General features: G+C 46.2%; 19 protein-coding genes and 1 tRNA gene. 3 read left to right on the top strand and 17 right to left on the bottom strand.

Features of this window, described 5'->3' with window-relative positions; all coding sequences use genetic code 11:
• The 11 genes from rpsP to trxA form a co-directional block, all read right to left on the bottom strand.
• A complete protein-coding gene (gene rpsP / locus G7Y46_RS02430; protein ID WP_165059973.1) occupies positions 1-243 on the bottom strand; it encodes a 30S ribosomal protein S16 in 243 nt (80 codons plus the stop codon).
• A 110-nt stretch (positions 244-353) separates the two neighbouring features.
• Positions 354-1,346, bottom strand: a complete 993-nt coding sequence (gene ilvC / locus G7Y46_RS02425) for a ketol-acid reductoisomerase (RefSeq protein ID WP_165059970.1) — start codon at positions 1,344-1,346, stop codon at positions 354-356.
• Positions 1,347-1,375: 29 nt separating this feature from the next.
• Positions 1,376-1,858 (bottom strand): acetolactate synthase small subunit, encoded by a 483-nt coding sequence (gene ilvN, locus G7Y46_RS02420; protein ID WP_165059967.1) that lies wholly within the window; start codon positions 1,856-1,858, stop codon positions 1,376-1,378.
• Entirely contained in the window at positions 1,858-3,828 is a 1,971-nt protein-coding gene (gene ilvB, locus G7Y46_RS02415) for a biosynthetic-type acetolactate synthase large subunit (RefSeq protein ID WP_165252214.1), read from the bottom strand. Before ilvB ends, ilvN begins: the two co-directional genes overlap by 1 nt.
• The gene (gene ilvD / locus G7Y46_RS02410) at positions 3,825-5,498 is read right to left on the bottom strand and encodes a dihydroxy-acid dehydratase (protein ID WP_165252212.1); all 1,674 of its coding nucleotides are present in this window, start codon (positions 5,496-5,498) and stop codon (positions 3,825-3,827) included. Before ilvD ends, ilvB begins: the two co-directional genes overlap by 4 nt.
• A gap of 323 nt (positions 5,499-5,821) precedes the next feature.
• Complete coding sequence (locus G7Y46_RS02405; RefSeq protein WP_165060437.1) at positions 5,822-6,355, bottom strand: gamma carbonic anhydrase family protein; 534 nt, start codon at positions 6,353-6,355, stop codon at positions 5,822-5,824.
• Positions 6,356-6,367: 12 nt separating this feature from the next.
• Complete coding sequence (locus G7Y46_RS02400; RefSeq protein WP_165252210.1) at positions 6,368-7,201, bottom strand: purine-nucleoside phosphorylase; 834 nt, start codon at positions 7,199-7,201, stop codon at positions 6,368-6,370.
• Between the two features lie 2 nt (positions 7,202-7,203).
• Complete coding sequence (locus tag G7Y46_RS02395; RefSeq protein WP_241157016.1) at positions 7,204-8,187, bottom strand: HemK/PrmC family methyltransferase; 984 nt, start codon at positions 8,185-8,187, stop codon at positions 7,204-7,206.
• A complete protein-coding gene (gene prfA, locus G7Y46_RS02390; RefSeq protein ID WP_241155925.1) occupies positions 8,187-9,260 on the bottom strand; it encodes a peptide chain release factor 1 in 1,074 nt (357 codons plus the stop codon). The genes G7Y46_RS02395 and prfA overlap by 1 nt, the downstream gene beginning before the upstream one ends.
• 75 nt (positions 9,261-9,335) lie before the next feature.
• Positions 9,336-10,286, bottom strand: coding sequence for a thioredoxin-disulfide reductase (trxB, locus tag G7Y46_RS02385; RefSeq protein ID WP_165252208.1), 951 nt, complete (start codon positions 10,284-10,286; stop codon positions 9,336-9,338).
• Between the two features lie 63 nt (positions 10,287-10,349).
• Positions 10,350-10,655, bottom strand: coding sequence for a thioredoxin (trxA, locus tag G7Y46_RS02380; protein WP_165252206.1), 306 nt, complete (start codon positions 10,653-10,655; stop codon positions 10,350-10,352).
• A 217-nt stretch (positions 10,656-10,872) separates the two neighbouring features.
• Between trxA and G7Y46_RS02375 the strand changes: the two genes are divergently transcribed.
• Positions 10,873-12,084: a cation:proton antiporter gene (locus G7Y46_RS02375; RefSeq protein ID WP_165252204.1), complete on the top strand. Its 1,212-nt coding sequence runs from the start codon at positions 10,873-10,875 to the stop codon at positions 12,082-12,084.
• Here G7Y46_RS02375 and thrS read toward each other — a convergent pair.
• From thrS to G7Y46_RS02345, 6 genes are all read right to left on the bottom strand, one after another.
• Positions 12,081-13,994 carry a threonine--tRNA ligase gene (gene thrS / locus G7Y46_RS02370; protein WP_165252202.1) on the bottom strand — a complete coding sequence of 638 codons (1,914 nt, stop codon included), beginning with the start codon at positions 13,992-13,994 and terminating at the stop codon, positions 12,081-12,083. The genes G7Y46_RS02375 and thrS overlap by 4 nt on opposite strands.
• 23 nt (positions 13,995-14,017) lie before the next feature.
• On the bottom strand, positions 14,018-14,551 hold the full coding sequence (locus G7Y46_RS02365; RefSeq protein WP_165059941.1) for a zinc ribbon domain-containing protein: 534 nt from the start codon (positions 14,549-14,551) through the stop codon (positions 14,018-14,020).
• A 100-nt stretch (positions 14,552-14,651) separates the two neighbouring features.
• Positions 14,652-17,321: a valine--tRNA ligase gene (locus tag G7Y46_RS02360; protein ID WP_165252200.1), complete on the bottom strand. Its 2,670-nt coding sequence runs from the start codon at positions 17,319-17,321 to the stop codon at positions 14,652-14,654.
• An 11-nt stretch (positions 17,322-17,332) separates the two neighbouring features.
• The gene (gene clpX, locus G7Y46_RS02355) at positions 17,333-18,739 is read right to left on the bottom strand and encodes an ATP-dependent Clp protease ATP-binding subunit ClpX (protein ID WP_165252189.1); all 1,407 of its coding nucleotides are present in this window, start codon (positions 18,737-18,739) and stop codon (positions 17,333-17,335) included.
• 108 nt (positions 18,740-18,847) lie between these two features.
• On the bottom strand, positions 18,848-19,456 hold the full coding sequence (clpP, locus tag G7Y46_RS02350; RefSeq protein ID WP_165059916.1) for an ATP-dependent Clp endopeptidase proteolytic subunit ClpP: 609 nt from the start codon (positions 19,454-19,456) through the stop codon (positions 18,848-18,850).
• Positions 19,457-19,555: 99 nt separating this feature from the next.
• Entirely contained in the window at positions 19,556-20,668 is a 1,113-nt protein-coding gene (locus G7Y46_RS02345) for a trigger factor (protein WP_165252187.1), read from the bottom strand.
• A gap of 95 nt (positions 20,669-20,763) precedes the next feature.
• Between G7Y46_RS02345 and G7Y46_RS02340 the strand changes: the two genes are divergently transcribed.
• Positions 20,764-20,849, top strand: a tRNA-Leu gene (locus G7Y46_RS02340).
• 176 nt (positions 20,850-21,025) lie between these two features.
• Positions 21,026-22,351: a serine/threonine transporter SstT gene (gene sstT, locus G7Y46_RS02335; RefSeq protein WP_165252185.1), complete on the top strand. Its 1,326-nt coding sequence runs from the start codon at positions 21,026-21,028 to the stop codon at positions 22,349-22,351.

Below are 22,351 nucleotides of genomic sequence, written 5' to 3'. Positions count from 1 at the left end.
TTAAGCTTCCTCGCGAACCTGCTTCAAAAGACGCTCAACAGTATCAGTTGGGCATGCACCCTGAGAAATCCATTTATCGACTTTCTCCATGTCGAATTCAATCTTCTTAGGGTTGCTGCAAGGATTGTATCTACCAACCTCATCGACAAACTTACCGTCGCGCGGACAACGCGAATCAGCTACAACAATTCGATAGTATGGCCTTTTCTTTGCGCCATGACGCGCAAGGCGAATCTTTACCATGAAGCGAAAACCTTTCTTCTGTCTTAATAAGCAAAAAATCAGCAATTGCTAATGTTATGTCTTACGGGCGTTTTCTGCAAGGTACATCCGTGGAAAATTCTACAAATACGTTATTTAATCCAAGTAAACATACCGCGAATCTTCTCGCCAGTCTTTTCTATCTCGTGATCGTTAATAGCCTCTCGCTGCTCGATAAGCCATTTATGACCGTTCTTGCAATCATTAACAAACTCCTCGGCAAAGCTGCCATCTTGAATTCTGCCTAGAATCTCTTTCATGGCGGCACGGCTTTGCTCGTTTATAACCTTTGGACCGGCATAGTATTCGCCATATTCAGCAGTATTCGAAATGGAGTAATTCATAAAGTGAATGCCGCTCTCATACATTAAGTCAACTATCATCTTCATTTCGTGATAGCACTCAAAATATGCAAGTTCAGGCGGATATCCAGCCTCTACCAGCGTCTCGAAACCAGCCTTAACAAGCTCTACTACGCCACCGCAAAGAACAGCCTGTTCGCCGAACAAATCTTCTTCAGTTTCCTGCTTAAACGTTGCCTTAATAACGCCAGAGCGCGCGCCGCCTACACCCCATGCGTAAGACAGAGCAATATCCCAAGCGTTGCCCGTGGCATCTTGCTGTACACAAATCAGATCGGGCACACCAGACCCTTCGGTATATTGACGGCGAACAATGTGTCCCGGACCTTTCGGAGCACACATTATCACGTTTACATCCTCGGGCGGCGTTATGTAGCCATAGTGAATATTGAAACCATGCGCAAACGCAAGAGTATCTCCCGCCTTCAGATGCGGAGCAATATGCTCTTCATAAACCTGCGGCTGCAGTTCGTCGGGAACCAGCATCATGATAAGATCTGCTTCCTCGGCAGCGGTGTCCATATCAACCACTTTCAAACCCGCTTCTTCAGCAGCCTGAATGCTCTTAGAGCCTTCGCGCAAACCCACCCGAACATCGCAGCCAGAATCCTTTAGGTTCAGAGCATGAGCATGCCCCTGACTGCCATAGCCTATAACAGCTATCTTCTTCCCTTGGATGATTGACGGATCGCAATCCTGCTCGTAATAAATTGTGACAGCCATTGCTTCTTACTCCTTGTCTACTAGGCTGATTATTCCTTTGTGTTGCGCGACATTGCAATTTTGCCGGTTCTAACTATTTCTTTCAGACCGTATGCACGAAGCAAATCTTCAAGACCTTTTAGCTTCTCGGCATCGCCTGTCGCTTCTATAGTAAGAGAATTCTTACCAACATCAACTATCTTTGCTCGGAATACATTGGCAATTTCTATTATCTCTCCGCGGCGCTCTGGCGCAGCATTCACTTTTATAAGCACCAATTCTCGCTCTATTGCGCCTTCGTCGGTTAGGTCTGTAATCTTATGAACACTAATAAGTTTGTGAAGCTGCTTTGTAATTTGCTCATAAGCTACATCATCGGCGTTTACTATAGCTGTTACGCGCGACATTGTGGGGTCTTCCGTAGGTCCAACGGAAAGAGATTCAATATTGAATCCACGACGAGATATAAGACCTGTTACACGCGATAGCACACCCGGCAGATTCTCCACTAAAACAGAAAGGACATGCTTCATTATTCCACACCCCTTTCTCTTTCAAATTCCTCTACTTGCATTCGTTCCTTTTTATCTTCAGGATCGCTTTCCCAGCGCCCACCGAACTGCGCATCTATTACAGCGCAGGGCGATTTCGGTGCCACACTTTCGGGCATGTCGGTTCGCACGGCACCCACCGCAACATCTATAGCACCCATAACATCATCTAGTGCCGCACCGGGAGCCACCATCGGATACACATTCTGTTCAGGCGATATTTTCACATCTAACAAATAAGGTCCCTCAGATGCAAGCATTCGCGCCAATGCTTCGCTTACCTGCGCTGGCGATTCTATACGCTCACCTTTCCAATTGTACGCATCGGCTAACTTCACAAAATCAGGATTGGGTTCAAGAAGCGTCTGCGAATAGCGCTCGCCATAGAAAAGCTTTTGCCACTGATGAACCATACCCAATGCGCGGTTGTCCATAATAAGCACCTTCACAGGTACATTATTTATTGCGGCAGTAGCCATTTCTTGCGAATTCATCTGAAAAGAACCGTCTCCCGCAATGCAAACAACTTGCTTGTTAGGACAAGCTATGGCAGCCCCAATAGATGCCGGGAAACCAAAACCCATAGTTCCTAAACCTCCACTAGACAAAAATGTGCGGGGTAGTTCTCTGTCAACAAACTGGTGCGCCCACATCTGGTGCTGCCCCACTTCTGTTACCACAATAGAAGATGCGGGGTCTAGCTGGTCGGACAATTCTTTCATCACAAGTTCGGGAATAATTTCGCCTTTATCGTCACCCACATTCGGATGATAGAACGGATAGCGCTCGCGCCACTCGCTTATAAGAGCAAGCCAATCTGATGTATCGGGTTTCGCATCGTCTTTCTTTAGCTGTTCGACCATGCCAGCCAAAACGCCCTTCAAATCGCCCACAATAGGAACATCAGCTTCGCGCACCTTTCCTATTTCGGCAGGGTCTATATCGATATGAACGACTTTAGCGTGTGGCGCAAATTCCGATAATCTACCCGTTACCCTGTCTGAAAAACGCGCACCTGCAGCTATTATCAAATCGCTTTCAGTCATAGCTAAGTTTGAATATTTTGCACCGTGCATACCAACCGCGCCCAGACTTAGTTTATGCGATGCCGGAAATGCCCCCTTGCCCATAAGCGTACATACAACCGGTATCTGCATCATATCCGCAAGTTCTATAAGCTCGTCTGTAGCATCGGATGTAACAACACCACCACCAACATATAGAATGGGCTGCTTAGACTGCTCTATTAACTTACATGCGGCGCGTATTTGTTTTGCATTTCCTCTGTATGTGGGCTTATACGATGCTATGTTTACCTCGTCTGGATATTCAAACACCATAGTGCTGCCAGCTAAATCGCTAGGTATATCTATCAGAACAGGACCGGGACGCCCGGTAGATGCAATATGAAATGCCTCGCGGAAAGTCTTTGTTAGCTCGTCGGTAGATTGCAAAAGAAATGAATGTTTAACCACCGGCATAGTTATACCAACAATGTCAGATTCCTGAAATGAATCTGTGCCTATAACTGGTCGCGGAACCTGACCAGTTATAACAACCATAGGAATAGAATCCATATACGCAGTAGCTATACCTGTTACCGTATTTGTAGCACCGGGACCACTGGTAACTATAACAACTCCGGGCTTTCCGGTAGCTCTAGCATAACCATCAGCCATATGGACGGCACCTTGCTCATGGCGCGCAAGTACATGGTTTATCTGCTTAGAGTCGTAAAGCGCATCGTATATCTTTATAGCTTGCCCACCGGGATAACCAAATACGGTGTCTACTCCCTCCGCCTCAAGCGACGCTATTATCGCCTCGGCACCAAGCATCTTCTTCCCCTGTTTGGCGGTTTTAGACCCCATGCCTTTAGGCGCACCAACACTAGCAGCACTTCGCCGCTGTGCTTTCAAAACGGAATTCTCTTTCGTAGTTTTATCACTCATTGCACATACGCTCCTTCGTCTGCAGAAGAAACTAAACGCGCATATTTAGACAGCACACCGTGGTCGTGCTTTGGCGCAGGTGCCACCCATGCCGCCCGCCTACGCTCCATCTCGTCGTCCGTAATATTCAAGTTAAGCTTTCCGCCATCTATATCTACTGTAATAGAATCGCCTTCTTCTATAAGAGCTATAGGACCACCAGCTGCCGCCTCTGGACTAACATGCCCTACTGCCGGACCTTTTGTCGCGCCGGAAAAACGCCCATCGGTTAAAAGTGCAACGCTTTTTGACAAGCCCATTCCCACAATAGAAGACGTTGGAGTTAACATTTCGCGCATTCCGGGTCCGCCTTTTGGTCCCTCATAGCGAATAACTACAACATCGCCCGGGTTAATTCCGCCTGCGTTTATTACCTCACACGCTTCTTCTTCGCTTTCAAATACACGGGCAGGACCGGTGTGACACATCATGGAAGCATCTACTGCCGACTTTTTCACAATTGAGCCGTTTGGCGCAAGATTGCCATGCAAAACTCGCAAAGCACCCTGCGGGCTAAATGGGTTGTCGTGTTTGCGGCAAACGTCTCCATCGGCTGGTTTAGTGCAGTTTTCTATATATTCATCCATAGAGCCCATGCATGTTATAGCGTTCATGTCCAAAAGACCAAGTTGTGCTAGTTCGTGCATAACTACAGGCACACCGCCCACTTCATACAAATCAGATAGCGGTCTAGGTCCACTCGGCTGCAGCTTAACCAAATGCGGAGTACGCGCACTAGCTGCATCCCAATCATCCATAGTAATCGGATGACCCGCAGCCCGCGCTATGGCTGTAAGATGCAGTACGGTATTAGTGGAACCACCAAACGCCATATCGCATTCCATTGCGTTATGAATGGCTGCTTCGCTAACAATGTCACCTATCTTCACATTATGCTCTACCAGCTCCATAATTTTCATTCCTGCGTCTTTGGCTAATCGTATACGCTCGGAATATACAGCTGGAATAGTACCGTTACCGGGAAGCGCAACACCTAACGCTTCGCAAAGACAATTCATCGAATTTGCCGTAAACAACCCTGAACAGCTTCCGCAAGTAGGGCAGGCAGTGTTCTCGTAATAAGCCAGTTCTTCCTCGGTCATATTGCCGCTCATAACCGATGCTGCGCCATCGAAAAGCGTATTCAAATCGGTTGTAGGACCGCATCCTCCGGGCTGACATCCAGCCAGCATGGGACCGCCAGACACAAACACGGTAGGAATATTTACCCGCAGCGCACCGATTAGCATACCCGGCACTATCTTGTCGCAATTAGGAATGCATACTATGCCATCAAATGCATGACCCTGTACTGCGCATTCCAACGAATCGGCTATAACCTCGCGTGACACTAAAGAATAGTGCATGCCGTCATGGTTCATAGCTATACCATCGCACACACCTATTGTTGATATTTCAAACGGCACGCCACCTGCCATGCGAATGCCAGCGCACACAGCCTCTGCTATTTTATCCAGATTGGTATGCCCGGGTATTATGTCGTTTCTAGAATTAAGTACCGCAATGAAAGGGCGCTCCATTTCCGCATCGGTTATCCCATCAGCCTTTAACAAACTGCGATGCGGTGCCCTAGCTATTCCTTGTTTAATTTGATCGCTTCTTAGTGCCATGCCGCTCCTTTCTAAAACAAAAAACTCGACCAAAGCCGAGCCGAGACGTAATATCGAAAGGCGCGCCGCAAACAGGCGATCCACTCGACGGTAACGGTGTCACCGGTTCGGCTTTACTTGTCAACCATACCTAGACGGTAAGTCTTACAGATACAATTGCGTTCATGCTGAACTGCTCCGAGGGGGCATTCAGAGCGCGCATCCACCTGCTCTCAGCAACCGCAGGCTCTCTGTGGGATGCGTTGACCCTTACTATCCTCTTCAACGCATTTATCTATGAACTTGATTGCAGTATACGCTTTAGTTTGGCTTATGCAAGAAAATTAATGACCATTGGCAGCATAACCTTCTTCTATTATCCCCTGCTCTACTAAGTCATAACTAATTTTGAGATATTCATCCACAGAACCTTGGATGTAATCTAAATGCCGTTGCTCAACATGACCAACCACGCGCCCGGGAGTTCCCATAACAAGCGACCCATCAGGTATATCTGATGTACCAGTGACCACAGCACCAGCAGCTATCAAACAATCGCGCCCAATATGTGCGCCATCTAGCACGATGGCTCCCATACCAATTAAAGTGTGGTCTTCTATTACACAGCCGTGCACAATAGCTCCATGTCCTATTGCTACATCGTCTCCTATTATGGTTTCGCCACCCACCGGAAGATGCACACAAACAAGATCTTGCAAATTCGTCCTTTTACCTATGCGAATACGTCCGCCGCAATCGCCACGAACAACAGCGCCAAACAGCACACAGGCATCTTCATCTATTTCCACATTGCCTAAAACCGTTGCATTGCGAGCAATCTTTGCACTAGGGTGAATTTTCATACAGTCGTAATTCATATGCCCTCCATCTTATATGCGCTGCAGTAGTGTTTGTATAAATAAACAGAAATCAGCTTCGCGATGCTTTGCAATTTCCAGCACTTCTTCATCTGTAGGGTTTGCACCCTCTATCCCACATGCCATATTAGTACACATAGACATACCAAACACTCGCATCCCTATATGACGGGCTGCAATTACCTCTTCGCATACCGACATAGCCACCGTATCGGCACCCCATGTGCGAAACGCACGTATTTCGGCAGCTGTTTCAAAACTGGGACCTAACAACCCCAGATAAACACCTTCATGCACCGGTATTCCCAATTCGGACGCTACACTAAGACCAAGCTTTCGAAGTTTTAGGTCGTATGCCGCATACATACTAAAGAATCTACTTGCTATGTTATTCGGGCTGACTCCTGCTACAGGATTTCTACCGGTGAAGTTGATGTGGTCTTTCATAATGCAAAAATCGCCGACTTCATAGCTTTCATTTATAGCGCCGGCTGCATTTGTTGTTATTAGCGTTTGGGCACCAATAGCCCCCATTAACCATATGGGATACGCAACTTCTTGCGCAGTATTACCCTCGTATCCGTGCAGCCTGCCCTGCATACACATCACACGTTTGCCACCCAATATACCGGCTACAAATCTGCCGACATGACTTGTGGCGGTAGATGTTTTCATATGGGGCACATCTGCAAAAGGAATAAAAATTGCATCTTCTATACGCTGTGCCAATGGACCTAGACCCGATCCAAGAACAACGGCTATTTCAGGAGAATAATCTCCTAACTTATCGCGCAACACACTTTCAGATTCCCGCAATTTTTCTACAAGATTCTTACCATCTGGCACTTTTATTCCCTTTCTTCAAGACGCGCAACAAGCACTCGGGGTTTACCTGCAAGATCGTTTACAATTCGCACGCCGTTAAATCCGCTATTGCGGGCAAAATCCGCCGCAGAATCTAGGCATGTTTCGTGCAGCTCTACAGCCAGCACACCGCCTATTTTCAAAGCAGATCTTGCCCAACAAACAATGCGCCTATAAATACTTAACCCGTCTTCTCCCCCATCTAATGCCAACGCTGGTTCAAAAGCACTAACTTCAGAAGGCAAATGCTGCATAACAGCACTGGGCACATATGGCGGATTTGAAACTACAGCATCAAACGTGCCCAACAATTCACTATCTATGCCGCTGCCTAAATCGCATTGCAAAACCTGAACCCTGTCAGAAAGACCCAAGCGTTGTACATTTTCTTCAGCCAAATCTGTTGCATGCTGCGATATGTCTGTAGCAACAACCCTTATGGCAGAATGCTCATAGGCAAGCGAACATGCCACACATCCAGAACCCGTACATAAATCGGCTACATATATAGAACTAGATGCCTTTATCGATTGCTCAGATGCATCCTCATCCAAAGCCACCTCTGGCATGTTTTCACCGGGCAAACTGTCTATATAATCCTTCGCTCTTGGTCGCGAAGGTGGTGGCAGTTCAGATAAAACCTCGCTTACCAAAACTTCAGTCTCGGGTCTGGGAATTAACACGCCTTTGCGCACTTTTATATCTATATGACGAAATCCAACTTCGCCTATTATGTATTGCAAAGGTTCGCCCGCCGCGCGCCTCTGCACAGCCTCGCGCAACACGTTGCGCTCTTCCATAGACAGAGGTTTGTCGTAATTTGTATATACCTCTATGCGAGATAAGCCAGTAGCAAACGACATAAGTTTTTCAGACGACAACCGCGCATTCGCATCCTGCTTGCGCTCTAAATAGCCAATTGTCCAATCCAGAGCGCTTTTGATTGTCCATACATCGCCGAAAGCCACTAAACAGCAGCTTCCAACTTTTGCGCCCTATCAGCAGCTTGAAGCGCAGTTATAACATCTATTAAATTGTCGCCCATTAGCACGCCATTGTAGCTAGAATTAAATCCTATTCTGTGGTCGGTCACGCGATCTTGCGGTCCATTGTAAGTGCGAATCTTCTCAGCTCTATCGCCTGTACCAATCTGCGCTAGCCTTTTAGCACCTTCCGCAGCCTGCTGCTCAGCCAACATTTTCTCGTATAGGCGCGCACGCAAAACGCTCATGGCTGCTATTTTGTTTTGAAGCTGCGACTTCTGGTCTTGCGACTGCACAACAAGACCTGTTGGCAAGTGAGTAATACGAACTGCCGAATCGGTTGTGTTTACGCATTGACCACCCGGACCACCCGCACGGAATACATCTATGCGCAGATCGCCCTCGTTGATTTCAACCTCTACCTCATCTGCTTCAGGCAAAACTGCCACAGTAGCAGTAGATGTATGAATGCGACCTTGACTTTCTGTTTTTGGAACACGCTGAACTCTATGCACGCCGCTTTCAAATTTCATAAGCGAATAGACATGATCGCCTTTCACTTTGAACTGAATTTCTTTATACCCGCCTGCCTCGGAAGGAGATATGTCTAACGTTTCAGTCTTCCAACCCCTAGAACTGGTGAAACGCTCGTACATTTTATAAAGATCGCCCGCAAATATCGCAGCTTCATCACCGCCAGCAGCAGCGCGTATCTCTACAATGATGTCTTTTTCGTCAGCCGGATCTGCCGGTATTAACATGAACTTTATATCTTCTTCAAGTTGCGGCAATTTTGCTTCTATGCCGGCTATTTCCTCCTGAGCAAATTCTTTCATATCCGGATCTGCCAGCATTTCTTTTGCCGCTTCCAGATCGTCTATTGCGCCCACATACTCTGCTGCCGCCTTTGCAAGCGGACCCTGATTTGCATATTCCTTAGCTAGCCTGTTGTATTCTTTCTGGTCAGCCAAAACTGCAGGATCGCCCATCTTAGCCTGCAATTCAGAATAGGCTTCCATGAATTTCTCTAATTTTTCGCGCATATTAACATCTTGCATCTTAGATTCCTTTTGACCGTGAAAAATGCGCACCTCAAGTGCGCATTTATGTTTCACGTTATTCTACCAATTATGTCAACTTTGTTGTTGTAATAGATACCGCGCACACGAATCGGCACAATTAGCGCCGTCGGCGACAGCGGTAGAAACTTGTCTAAGCTCTTTCGTGCGCACGTCTCCAGCCGCAAAAACACCAGCAATACTAGTATTGCCCATCTCGTTTGCCACGATATAGCCGCTTTGATCTAATTCCACCTCGCCTTCTAAAAATTCTGTGTTAGGAACTGTTCCGATAGCAATAAAAACAGCGGATAGAGCCATCTCGCACACCTCGCCCCTCATGCGGTCGCGAATACGCACGCCAGATATTGCTCCATCGCTTTCTATGAACCCTTCTACAATTGTGTTCCAGACAATTTCAACATTTGCAAGCTCAGCTAGCTTTGTCTTATATATAGCGGCTGCACGCATTTCGCTGCGCCGCACAAATATATAAACTCGCTTGCATATACGCGAAAGATAGATTGCATCAGCAGCGGCAGTATCGCCCCCACCCACAACACAAACATCTTTGCCTTTGAAGAAATTGCCATCGCAAGTTGCACAATACGACACGCCGCTTCCCAAAAGCTTATCCTCGCCCGCTACGCCTAATTTCGCAGGTCGTGCACCGCTGGCTATTATTATTCCTTTTGCGAAAATCTTACCCGACACAAGATCGAGACGCTTCATAGAGCCAGATAAATATGCGCTAGTTACTTCATCGTATATTGTTTCAACACCAAAATGTTGCGCCTGTCCATGCATTATTTGAGATAACTCATAGCCACTTGTAGACTGATTGAATCCGGGATAGTTTTCAAGATGCTCAGTCAAAGCCATTTGTCCACCCGGAGATATATTTTCTATTAGCGCCGTACTTAAACCAGCACGCGCGGCATACATAGCGGCTGTCAAGCCGGCGGGTCCAGCGCCTATAACGGCAACATCGTAAACCTTTGTAGCGCCATTAGATTCGTCAGCCATAGCATCTCCGTCCTATACACAGGTAGCCCCGCACAAGCAGGGCTACCGACATAACATGCAAACTTACAACATTTGCAATAGCTGCTGCTTGGGTACTGCGCCAACCGTTTTTGCCTTAATTTCGCCACCCTCAAAAACTATTATGGTAGGCACGCTGTTTACTTTGTAGCGTGCAGCCACATCGGGGCTTTGGTCGATATCTAACTTATATACATCAACTTTCCCCTCAAGTTCATCGGAAAGTTCATCTATAACAGGAGCAAGCCTTTTGCACGGCCCACACCAAGTAGCAAAAAAGTCAACCAACACGGGTCGCTCCGCTTTTAAAACCAATGAATCGAAATCAGCAGAACCGATAATATGGCTCATAATTAACACCCTTCTTTCGCAAACTACCTATTTTACTAACTACTATTATTGCGTTATGAACATCAATACTAACCGAGAAACAAAGATGTGTAACCATATCGCAAAAATTCGTCAGCATATTGCACATTCTTTAAAGCGCAAGCCATATTATTGCGCTATTCTTTTCCGGTACCAAATTGCACGAAGCTCAATGCGAAGATTGTAAGAGCGGTAGAAAATGGAACAAACGGAACTTGTTACCTTATTGGCTATATCAATATGCGCTTTCATATGCCCTATTGCATCTGCAGCTATACCTAAAAAACTAATCCCCGAAACGGTGTTTCTACTTATCGCCGGCATGATTGTAGGACCACACGTCTTAGGAATTGCACAGATTGGCGATGCTATTACGTTACTTTCCGACTTAGGTCTTGGTTTTTTGTTCCTTTTAGCAGGCTACGAAATAAATCCAAAAGAAATAACAGGCAAGGGTGGACGGAACGCCTTTTTCACATGGCTTGTAACGTTTGGCATAGCTGTAGCCATAATTATTTTTATTCCCAGTTTTCATAGCAACGAATTTGGATGGCTAGCCGTTGTAATAGCGCTAACTACAACCGCATTCGGAACGCTAGTTCCCATATTAAAAGAGCGCAACCTAATGCAGACAAATATTGGGAAACTTATTCTGGAGTACGGAACATGGGGAGAAATATGCCCCATTCTTGCTATAGCATTTATCTTATCTACACGATCTACTTGGGTTACTGTTTTAGTTCTAGTCGTTTTTGCAGCTATTGCCATTGCAATGGCTGTTATACCGGCTAACATACGTCAAAAAAGCGAAGCGTTTGTGAAACTTATGTCCGACCATGCCGAAACAAATGCGCAGCTTACAGTTCGCGCAGTTATGATATTGCTTATTGGCTTAGTTGCACTTTCAGCCATATTCGATTTAGATATTGTACTGGGCGCTTTTGCCGCAGGGTTTGCACTACGATTTATACTGCCTGCGGGCAACAACAGCCTAGAGCATAAATTAAATGGGATAGGCTATGGCTTTTTCATTCCGCTGTTCTTCATAGTCAGCGGTGCAAAAATTGACCCAAGTGCCGTAGGAGAACATCCTCTTATTCTGATTCTATTTATAGTTATGTTGCTGCTTATACGCGGTATGCCTATCTTTGTTTCTTTATCAATACGACAAGACACAAAAAACCTAGATACACGCAGCCGGGCAACAGTAGCAATTTATTGCACTACCGCATTGCCTCTTATAGTAGCTGTAACCAATGTGGCTGTGGGTGCAGGTGCTATGACAACAGACACCGCATCTCTTCTGGTGGCAGCAGGTGGCATTACCGTTTTGATAATGCCACTACTAGCATCTCTTACACTGTACGCTATAGATAAGAACAGCAGCTCTACGAGCAAAAAGCAAAATTAGAGCGCTGCATCGCGTATAACATCTAGGAATTTCGTGCGCGCCCATGCGCCTTGGTCGCCCTCAGACCTATCGCGAACAGACACTGTGTGCTCTTCAATTTCCTTGTCGCCCATTATGACCATGTAGGGAATCTTTTGCTGCTGAGCCTTTGCAATTTTTACTTTCATAGGCTCGTTTTGATCGTATAGCTCTACACGACCACCAAGAGCAGTTATCTCACCTGCAAATTCTGCTGCCGCTTCTTTATGCCTATCAGCAATAGGAATAACAGCCGCCTGAACAGGTGCAAGCCAAAGCGGTAAAGCTCCTGCATAGTGCTCTATCAATATGCCCAAGAAGCGCTCAATTGATCCGAAAATTGCACGATGCAGCATCCATGGACGTTGCTCGGTATTATCGGCTGCTCTATAAGTTAAATCAAAGCGCTCGGGAAGATTAAAATCTATCTGAACCGTAGAACACTGCCATGTACGACCAATAGCATCTTTCACCTTGATATCAATCTTAGGTCCATAGAAAGCGCCATCGCCTTCGTTTATGTCGTAGGTTAAGTTCTTTATCTCGCATGCTTTTCGCAAAGATTCGGTCGCATGATCCCACATATCATCAGAGCCGATCGACTTCTCTGGGCGAGTAGATATTTCTGCCTCATATTCAAAGCCAAAGGTCGTCATTATATGATCTACCAAATCGAGAATAGAGCACACTTCATCAACAACCTGATCGCGCGTGCAGAAAATATGCGCATCGTCTTGCGTGAAGCCGCGGGCACGCAACAGACCGTGCACAACGCCGCTCATTTCATGGCGATACACAGTACCGAATTCAAAATAGCGAAGGGGCAAATCGCGATATGAGTGCAATTCGCTCTTGTACAGCATTACATGCCCCGGACAATTCATCGGCTTTACGCCATATTCACTTAGGCGAGGTTCTTCATCGGTACCTTCGTTAATGTTGAAGAAATACATGTTCTCGCCGTAAAAATCGTAGTGACCGCTCATCTTCCATACATCGGCATTGTAGATATGTGGAGTAATAACTTCTTCATACCCTCGCGCATACAAATCGCGACGCAACCACTCCTGCATAGTGCGTATAACACGCGCACCTTTAGGAAGATATAGCGGAAGACCAACACCAGCTAGCGGATCCATTGTGTATATTCCCAGTTCACGCCCTAGCTTACGGTGATCGCGCTTCTCCGCCTCCTCTAGGCGAACTAAATATTCGTCCAAATCTTTCTTCTTGAAAAAAGCTGTGCCATAGATGCGTGTTAGCATCTCGCGATTCGAATCACCTTTCCAATACGCACCAGCCGTCTTCATTAATTTAAACGCGCCAATCTTTCCAGCAGAAGGCATATGCGGACCACTGCACAAATCAACAAAATTTCCGTGGCGGTAAACAATTATTTCCTCGTCAGCCGGCAGATCGGCAATATGCTCTAGCTTCAATCGCTGATCGGCAAAAATGGCTTCGGCTTCGCTGCGGCTAACCACTTCACGAACAAATGGCTCATCACGTTTTATTATCTCTGCCATTTTTTCTTCTATGGCTGCAAAGTCGTCAGTAGATATCGGATGCGACAGTTCAAAATCGTAGAAAAAACCATCTTCAGTTTGTGGACCAAACCCAATCTGTGCGCCCGGAAATAGAATTTGCACAGCCTCAGCCATCACATGTGCAGCCGAGTGACGCATTATTCCCAATGCCTCTGGAGACTTCTCAGTAATTATCTCAACGGTTGAACCCGGCACAACCGCAGAATTAAGATCGGCGAAAACCCCATCTATCTTGCCGGCAAGAGCTGCACGAGCAAGCCCTGCACCAATTGACGATGCAACGTCTAAAACCGTGGACTCTTCTTCTAGCTCTTTTGTAGAGCCATCAGGTAAATTGACTATCATATGCTACCTCTATTATCTGAAACTTATTTATCACTAGACGATGAACGATTGCGCGAAGATGGCGATGTAGCATTTCTTCTGCGCCGTGGTGTTCGCGTAGAACTAGAACTTGACTGCGACGATCTAGCGCCTCCAACTGGAGTGGCGCAGTATGGGCATATTGTCCAAGCTGGATCGAGTGCATGATTGCAATGCGAACACAAGTTTTTCAACTGCGTATGACAATTCGGACAGATAACGTATTCCGCCTCGACCGGATACCCACACGTAGCACACTCGCCATATTTGAGAAGCTGGCGCTGTTTCAAAGCCACTTCTAGCTCTTGTTCATCTCGATCGATCTGAAGCATAGGAGGCCGCATTAAGCAATATGCTATTAGACCAACGATGGGCACAAGAGCTACTATTCCCCAAACATACCAAGTAACTCCACGCATGTAAGCATCGCGCACTACCCACACAATGGATAGAACATAAAGCACAATCAACAACACAATTACAACAGTAAATGCCGTTTGCATTTGCGGTGACCATAGCTGCGCGAATAATTCGCTCATTCTACTCCCCCCATTAATTTTGCGGCACGAAGCCGCACTACGCTAACTACTTGTAGCGCGTTAGAGATTATAGCAAACATATGTATTTCGCCTAGCTGCCTCAAGCAATGTCCTTTAACTGTGCATTTAACTTATCGATAACATCTTCCAACTCATTAAGATGATTACGATCTTTCTCTATTATTTCTGGAGCAGCCTTCTTCAAAAAGCCTTCATTTGAAAGCTTGCGACGCAACTTCTCTGCATCGGCTTCGGCTTTATCCAATTCTTTTTTAACGCGTTTGCATTCGGCATCGAAATCTACATGCCCAGTAAGTACTGTATAAATCTCCAAATCGGAAGATAGAGTAGCTGAAGATTCACTAGGCTTGACAACGTCAGAACCCACTACAAGTTCTTCGCAGTGTCCAAGCGACTCTATCGACATACGCTGACCTTCTATAAGCGCACAATCTTCATCGGCAGCTTTCACATACACCTTAAGCTCTGTTTTAGGTGACAAGCCGTAACGAGCACGCGCAGATCGGACGGCACCAACAATATTACAAACCAATTGCACAGCCCGCTCGGCATCCGCATCTGCATACTTTGCTAACAAAGAAGCATCGGACCATTCCGACACAATAAGCATAGGTGCAGCAGAAGCGTGCGGAATTTCCTTGTATATTTCTTCAGTAATAAACGGCATAACCGGATGAAGCAGCCTTATAGCCTGTTCTAGCACAAACACCAAATTCCGCTGACACGCCAACTTATCCGCCGGATCGGATTGGTCTGTCAATCGGCTCTTTGAAAACTCTATATACCAATCGCAAAATTCATTCCAGAAAAAGCCATATAGCTCACGTGTCATCTCGCCAAATTCGAAAGCGTCATAGGCATCATCAACCGCTTTTGCCAAATGCGCCAACCTAGAAAGTATCCACTTATCAGCAGCTTTTACTGGTTCCGGTTCGCCGGGCACAAAACCATCCATATGCATCAAGACAAACCTAGCAGCATTGCGAACCTTATTAGCAAAGTTTCTAGCGCCTTCAATTTTTTGGCGATCGAAGCGCATAGCCTGCGCACCCGTTACTTGTGTAAGCAGACCAAATCGCATGCCATCGGCACCATAGTCTGCCATTAACTCTACAGGATCTACGCCGTTTCCACGCGATTTACTCATAGGTTTGCCATCGGCACCCATAACTGTAGGATGAATAATTACATGCTGGAACGGAATCTTACCTGTACAGTATTCCGAAGCCATTACCATACGAGCCACCCACAGACCCATTATGTCTCTAGCAGTAGAAAGAACCTGCGTTGGGTAATACTTTTGAAGCTCTGGAGAATCGTTGCCCATATCTCCCCAGCCCTGCGTGGCAAATGGCCATAGCTGCGACGAAAACCACGTATCAAGCACATCTTCATCTTGGCGAACAGGCGCACCACATTCGGGACACACCTCTATATCATCGACACTTGCAGCTTTCCAACCGCACTTGTCGCAATAAAACATCGGAATGCGATGCCCCCACCACAATTGCCTAGAAATGCACCAATCCTTCAAATTTTCGAGCCAATCAAGATAAACCTGCGACCAGCGTGCGGGGTGGAATTGAATTTGACCACTTTCAACCGCTTTCGCAGCCGGAGCTTTCAGTTTATCCACCGCCACAAACCATTGTTCGGAAAGCCAAGGCTCCAACTTATTGTGACATCTATAACAATGCATAACAGAGTGGTCATGTTCTTCTATATGGTCGAGTAAACCCAACTGCTCAAACTCATCCACAACAGCGGCACGCGCTTCGTCGCGATCCATACCGCTAAACTTTCCAAAGCCTTCAACAACATGCGCTGTTTCGTCAAAAATATTAATGCGCTCAAGCCCTGCACGCTCACCCATCGCAAAGTCATTCGGATCATGCGCAGGGGTGGTCTTCACAGCACCAGTACCAAAACTGCTATCTACATAAAAATCGGCAAAAATGGGAATTTTGCGACCAACTATGGGAAGGTCAACCGTCTTTCCAATCAAATCTTTATAGCGCTCGTCTTTCGGATTAACAGCAACGCCTGTATCTCCCAGCATAGTTTCGGGACGCGTAGTAGCCACCACAAGATACTCAATATCGCCAACAGGCTCGCTTAGTGGATAGCGCAAATACCAAAGACTGCCATGCTCGTCTTCATATTCAGCCTCATCATCGGCAATAGCGGTCGTGCAACTAGGACACCAATTCACTATACGTTTGCCGCGATAAATAATGCCATCGTTGTACCAATCAACAAAAAGCTTGCGAACCGCACGGCTAAATTCAGGGCTCATTGTAAATTGCTCATGCTCATAATCGCAGCTGCAACCCATAGAGGCTATCTGATTCACAATAGTGGTACCGTATTCTAAGCGCCATTCTTGGCAAGCCTCAATGAATGCTTCACGACCTATTTCGCGGCGATTAATACCCTGTTCAGCTAAGTGTTTATCTACTTTAGTCTGCGTAGCAATGCCGGCATGGTCGGTACCAAGAATCCACCGGGTCTGCATTCCTTGCATACGCGCACGTCGAATACACGCATCTTGAATAGTGTCGTTTAAGGCATGACCCATATGTAGCACACCGGTAACATTTGGTGGCGGAATTACTATCGTATAGCTCTGGTTAGCCATTTCGCCGAAACCGGCACTACGCAAAAAATATCCCGCATCGCGCCACGCTTCGAAAATGGGTCTTTCACGCTCTGAAAAGCCCTCTTTAGATGCAAGTCCAGCGTCCGACATGCTTAATACTCCTAGTCCAATTCGTCGTCTATTTTCAATTCCCCAACTTTTTCTATACGGGGGAACGTATCGCCCACAATGTCGCTTTTCTTCACATTGACGCGCGTTTTGCCATCCACTTCGGGAAGATCATACATTACATCGTTTAGCACTCTCTCACATATGCTGCGCAATCCACGAGCGCCAGTGCCGTGCTCTACCGCTTCTTTTGCTATTGCCTCCAAAGCATCAGGCTCTATAGTAAGCTTCGAATCCTCGTATTCAAACATACGTCCATATTGCTTCACTAAAGCATTTTTCGGTTCAGTAAGAACGCGTACTAAATCTTCTTCTGTAAGTTCATCTAAAGAGGTTATAACCGGTATGCGTCCGACAAATTCAGGAATCATTCCATATTTATTGAGATCTTCGGGAAGCACCTGTGCCAAAAGTTCAGCTTCTGCTTGCTTTTTTGACTGCGGCACTTCAGAGGCAAAGCCAAGACCGCTTTTGCCCACGCGCTGTCCAACTATGTCAGACAAACCGACAAAAGCACCACCTAATATGAACAAAATATTGTCGGTGTTGATAGGGATAAGTTCTTGCTGAGGATGCTTGCGTCCTCCCTGCGGCGGCACGCTAGCATCGCAACCCTCCATAATTTTTAGAAGCGCTTGCTGCACACCTTCACCAGAAACATCGCGCGTAATAGACAGGTTTTCAGCTTTACGGGCTATTTTGTCTATCTCGTCAATATAGATAATGCCTATTTCGGCGCGTGGAATATCAAAATCTGCTGCTGTTATAAGTTTCAGCAATATGTTTTCAACATCTTCGCCAACATACCCCGCTTCAGTTAGCGTAGTGGCATCGGCTATGGCAAACGGCACCTTCAACGTGCGAGCCAGCGTTTGGGCAAGAAGCGTTTTTCCAGAACCAGTAGGCCCTAAAAGCATTATGTTGCTCTTAGCTATTTCAACATCATCAGCATCGGATTCTAAATCCATGGTGATGCGCTTATAATGATTGTAGACAGCAACAGAAAGTGCCCGCTTAGCTGCCTCTTGACCCACCACATGCTCAGACAAACGCGCATGTATCTCGTGCGGCGTAGGCAAGTCTCCTAAAAGCTCCGCCGGACTCAAAGTTGGCTCTGCGCCTTCTTCATAGATACCATCTTCGCCAACCTCAATGCGTACCCCCTGCTCAGCATGAGCACCACGCACAGCAGCATCATCCACATCAGCACCCCAGTGCCGCGCCGATAGCCCAATGTCAGCCATCATGGCATCTGCACAAACCCCAATACACTCATCACATATACATATCCCATTTGGAGCGCTTATCATTGACCGCACTTCACTTGCTTCCTTGCCGCAAAAAGCGCAGTACATTGGATTGCCGTTGTTGTAGTCACCCTTGTAATTCTTACCAGACATCTTCCTCGCTCTATTCTAAAGTGTGGGCACTCATTCAAACTAGCCTATTATAAAAAAGCTTGCGCCGGTTTTGCCCGACGCAAGCTAATGAACCGGATTTTGTCGCCCTTATTGACCGTGATGGAAAATAATTTCGTCAACAAGACCATAATCCTTAGCCTGTTCTGCAGTCATGTAATTATCGCGCTCGGTATCTTTTTGTATGGTTTCCATATCCTGACCGGTATTTTCAGACAGAATCTTATTCAAGCGCTTACGCGTTTTCAACATGAAATCAGCCACAATTGCAATTTCAGTCTGCTGACCCTGTGCGCCGCCTAAAGGTTGATGGATTAAAACCATGGAATTCGGCAGACAGAAGCGCTTACCTTTTGTGCCGGACGACAATAATACAGCCGCCATAGATGCACACTCGCCAATACATATAGTAGATACGTCACACTTAATGAAATTCATCGTATCTAAAATACCTAGTCCGGCGGTAACGCTGCCACCCGGAGAATTGATGTACAGACTAATATCCTTATCAGGATCAACGCTTTCCAGATGTAGCATTTGCGCTACAACTGAATTTGCAACATGATCGTCAATCTGCTCACCCAAAAAGATGATACGATCATTCAATAATCTTGAGTAGATATCGTAGCTGCGCTCTCCGCGAGGCGACTGCTCGATAACATACGGAATTAGCGCATTATTTACTCTCTCAATAGCCATTTTTTCTCACTTTCGGATCGCGTTCGTTTTCTCGCCCTACATTATACCGAAGGCTAAAAAACGCCTGCGCATTTCCTCCATATATGAGCCAAGCCGATCCTATTCTGCGCTCTCTTCATCTGTGGTTTGCGCTTCGGCATTGGCACTTTCATCTGATTTTTCAGATTCCTTCTTGGCAGCTTCGGCTTCTTGTGCGCGCTTAGCAAAGTCAACCTCAACTACCTTAGCGCCATCCATTATGTTTTCCATAGCTTTAGAACGAACAAGTTCTTCGCGAATCAGATATAAACGACCACTGTCTCGCCATTCTTTTTCAAGGTCTTTCGCGCCTTCACCTGCCGCTACTTCAAACTCATGACTTACATCTTCATCGGTGGCTTCTATTCCAGCATGACGCGCCCAAGCATCCAAAGCCATATCGCGCTTAACTTCGTCTTCCGCTTGACGCTTAACATCTTCCTTAAATTGGTCAGAATCTATACCTTGCTGCATAAGGTAGGAATCAAAACTTGCACCAGAGCGCTGCAGTTGCGTGAAGAAATCTTGCAGAAGTTGCGATTCTTTCTGCTCTGCCATACCTTCCGGAACGTCTGCATCCACGCGCTCAATCAGTTTAAGCACGCACGCATTTTCTTTAAGGCGCGGCAGCATTGCCTCTTTCTGATCTTCAATAGACTGAGCAACTTGCTTCTTCATATCGTTTAGGCTTTCGAAGCCCATTGTTTCTTTAGCCCACTGTTCAGTAGCTTCTTCTTGTTGATAATGTGCTAGCAGCTGCTTCATCTGCTCTTCTATCTCAGCTTCGCTGGCACCACTTTGCGGAAGCTCTATCTCTAAAGCGTCGTAAGACGTAAGTTCTATCTCGGGGCGCACAGGCAAAGTGAAATCGAACGTAAAATCGCTACCTTGCACTATCATTTCGTCAGATTTTCCGAAATCGGGCTGACCGGCAGGATAAAGTTTTTCTTCTTCTATTATTTGCGGATACGTATCATTTATTAGATTTTCGGTGGCGGTAGCCATTACCGCTTCACGACCAAGCGCATTATCAACAACCGGACGAGGCGCTTTACCCTTACGAAATCCGGGGAAGTTATAACGCCTTGCAAAATCTTTGTAAGTCTTTGCAATATACGAATCTACTGTTTTGGCCTCTACGGTAGCACTAACAGATACTTTATTGTCTTTTTGTGAATTTACTGTTATCTGCACGGGTATTCCCTTTCATAATTAGATTAGTATTAACACGATTTGCTATGGTATCATATTAAATCGTGCGCAACGGGCTTTATAGCTTACGCAAAAGTGCGGGCGTGGCGGAATTGGCAGACGCGCCAGATTTAGGTTCTGGTGGGTAATCCCCGTGAAGGTTCAAGTCCTTTCGCCCGCACCATTCAAACACTGTTAATCACAATGCTCACATAGTTCTAGTTCTGCTAAAAAATACGAGCAGTTACCGTGTCTTCTCACCACACCACCCCAATCTGCGTTACAAACAGCCCGTAAATCTAACTTTTGCATACATTAGGGGTAGAATACGAGCATTGTTCAACCTTGGAGGGATGTTAGATGGACACTGAGAATAAAACTACACAAACAAATCAGCCGGAGAAGAAGCGAAATCTCTGGCAAAAATACACCGATATCAGCCTAATAAAACGCATAATAGTAGGTCTTGTTATTGGCGTTATTTTGGCACTACTAATACCAACCGATGCGCCAGAATGGGCTTTAGGCATAGGTGAGATAATCTCACTTCTGGGCAGTTTATTTGTAGCCGCATTGCGTGCTGTTGCCCCTATACTTGTTTTCTTCTTGGTTATAAGCGCACTAACCACAGCAAAAACAGCTGGCTCAATGAAAACTGTTATTGTGCTTTATATTATAAGCACGCTTGTAGCAGCGTTTGTTGCGGTTATTGGCAGCTTCATCTTCCCGATGGAACTCACCCTAAATGTTGCAGAGCAAGTTGAACAAACCTCGCCATCCGGAATAGGGGAAGTTCTATCAACCATTCTTATGAACATTTGCGCAAATCCAGTAGATGCGCTTGCGAACGCAAACTTCATAGGCATACTTGCTTGGGCTATAGTGCTAGGAATTGCCCTGCGTGCAGCTAGTCCCAATGTTAAAGAAGTATTCCAAGCCATATCCGATGCTGTTTCTATTGCTGTGCGTTGGGTAATCAACTTGGCACCGTTTGGCATTATGGGTCTTGTTTATACATCCGTATCAACCAGCGGACTTGATATATTTGTCGAATACGGGCAACTTATACTGCTTCTTGTAGGTTGCATGCTGTTTATCGCCTTTGTTACAAATCCAATAATTGTGGCTATATGTACGAAACACAATCCCTACCCACTCGTACTGCGCTGCCTTAAAGATTCCGGAATAACAGCGTTCTTTACACGCAGTTCGGCAGCAAACATACCTATCAATATGGAGCTGTGCCGTAAATTAGGACTTAACAAAGACAACTATTCTGTATCTATTCCGCTTGGTGCAACAATAAACATGGCAGGTGCCGCTGTAACCATTACCGTTATGACCATGGCAGCAGCTCATACGGTAGGTCTATCGGTTGACCCAATAACAGCTGGAATCCTTTGCGTATTGGCAGCCGTTAGCGCATGTGGAGCATCTGGCGTTGCTGGCGGATCTCTTTTGCTAATTCCTCTTGCATGCTCATTGTTTGGAATAGATACAACTGTCGCGATGGAAGTTGTAGCCATTGGCTTCATAATTGGCGTAGTGCAAGATTCGTGCGAGACAGCCCTGAATTCATCCTCTGACGTACTATTTACTGCCACGGCTGAATACAGACAGCTTCAAAAAGAGGGCAAAGAGTTTCACCTTGGAAAGGATGCGTTTTCACTAAGCGAATTAGATTAG

Source organism: Adlercreutzia sp. ZJ304, assembly GCF_011039075.1.
Taxonomy (GTDB): Bacteria; Actinomycetota; Coriobacteriia; order Coriobacteriales; family Eggerthellaceae; genus Adlercreutzia_A.
Note: the sequence above shows the minus strand (reverse complement) of the source record. Positions and strands in the feature narration are given on the sequence as shown.

Excerpts from the sequence above, each read along its gene's own strand:
- G7Y46_RS02375 (WP_165252204.1), top strand. The coding sequence starts at position 10,873 with ATGGAACAAACGGAACTTGTTACCTTATTGGCTATATCAATATGCGCT.
- ilvD (WP_165252212.1), bottom strand. The coding sequence starts at position 5,498 with ATGGCACTAAGAAGCGATCAAATTAAACAAGGAATAGCTAGGGCACCG.
- trxA (WP_165252206.1), bottom strand. The coding sequence starts at position 10,655 with ATGAGCCATATTATCGGTTCTGCTGATTTCGATTCATTGGTTTTAAAA.
- thrS (WP_165252202.1), bottom strand. The coding sequence starts at position 13,994 with ATGATAGTCAATTTACCTGATGGCTCTACAAAAGAGCTAGAAGAAGAG.
- G7Y46_RS02360 (WP_165252200.1), bottom strand. The coding sequence starts at position 17,321 with ATGTCGGACGCTGGACTTGCATCTAAAGAGGGCTTTTCAGAGCGTGAA.
- rpsP (WP_165059973.1), bottom strand. The coding sequence starts at position 243 with ATGGTAAAGATTCGCCTTGCGCGTCATGGCGCAAAGAAAAGGCCATAC.
- ilvB (WP_165252214.1), bottom strand. The coding sequence starts at position 3,828 with ATGAGTGATAAAACTACGAAAGAGAATTCCGTTTTGAAAGCACAGCGG.
- G7Y46_RS02365 (WP_165059941.1), bottom strand. The coding sequence starts at position 14,551 with ATGAGCGAATTATTCGCGCAGCTATGGTCACCGCAAATGCAAACGGCA.
- clpP (WP_165059916.1), bottom strand. The coding sequence starts at position 19,456 with ATGGCTATTGAGAGAGTAAATAATGCGCTAATTCCGTATGTTATCGAG.
- G7Y46_RS02405 (WP_165060437.1), bottom strand. The coding sequence starts at position 6,355 with ATGAATTACGACTGTATGAAAATTCACCCTAGTGCAAAGATTGCTCGC.
- clpX (WP_165252189.1), bottom strand. The coding sequence starts at position 18,739 with ATGTCTGGTAAGAATTACAAGGGTGACTACAACAACGGCAATCCAATG.
- sstT (WP_165252185.1), top strand. The coding sequence starts at position 21,026 with ATGGACACTGAGAATAAAACTACACAAACAAATCAGCCGGAGAAGAAG.
- ilvC (WP_165059970.1), bottom strand. The coding sequence starts at position 1,346 with ATGGCTGTCACAATTTATTACGAGCAGGATTGCGATCCGTCAATCATC.
- trxB (WP_165252208.1), bottom strand. The coding sequence starts at position 10,286 with ATGGCTGACGAATCTAATGGCGCTACAAAGGTTTACGATGTTGCCGTT.
- ilvN (WP_165059967.1), bottom strand. The coding sequence starts at position 1,858 with ATGAAGCATGTCCTTTCTGTTTTAGTGGAGAATCTGCCGGGTGTGCTA.
- prfA (WP_241155925.1), bottom strand. The coding sequence starts at position 9,260 with ATGCAAGATGTTAATATGCGCGAAAAATTAGAGAAATTCATGGAAGCC.